At 65.6% G+C, this 398-nt stretch carries 1 pseudogene; it reads left to right on the forward strand.

Annotated features, from left to right (window positions below):
* A pseudogene (locus EXE42_RS17180) lies at positions 1–398 on the forward strand (histidine kinase); the annotation flags it as partial.

A 398-nucleotide genomic window follows, 5' to 3' on the forward strand; every position in this document is an offset into this window, starting at 1 on the left:
GTACGAGGAGAACTACCGTCGGGCGATGGAGACCCAGGAGCCGGTCTCGTTCGACTCCTACTACGAGCCGCTCGACACGTGGTTCAACGCGCGTGCGTTCCCGTCGGACGAGGGGCTCTCCGTCTACCTCCTCGACGTCACCGAGCGACGCGAGTTGGAGCAGCGTCAGGAGGAGAGCCTCCGCGCCATCCAGCGGCTGTACGCGGTGTCGTCCGACCAGGACCGCACGTTCGAGGCGAAGGTCGCAGAGATACTGACGATCGGCTGCGAGTACCTCGACCTCCCGAACGGCTTCCTCACGCGGATCGAGGACGACACCCAGCACATCGAGGTCTCGCACGCCAGCCACCCCCTGTTACAGCCCGGCGAGACGTGTCCCCTCGACGAGGCGTACTGTA

It is taken from the genome of Halorubrum sp. SP3 (assembly GCF_005435195.1).
Classification (GTDB): domain Archaea; phylum Halobacteriota; class Halobacteria; order Halobacteriales; family Haloferacaceae; genus Halorubrum; species Halorubrum sodomense.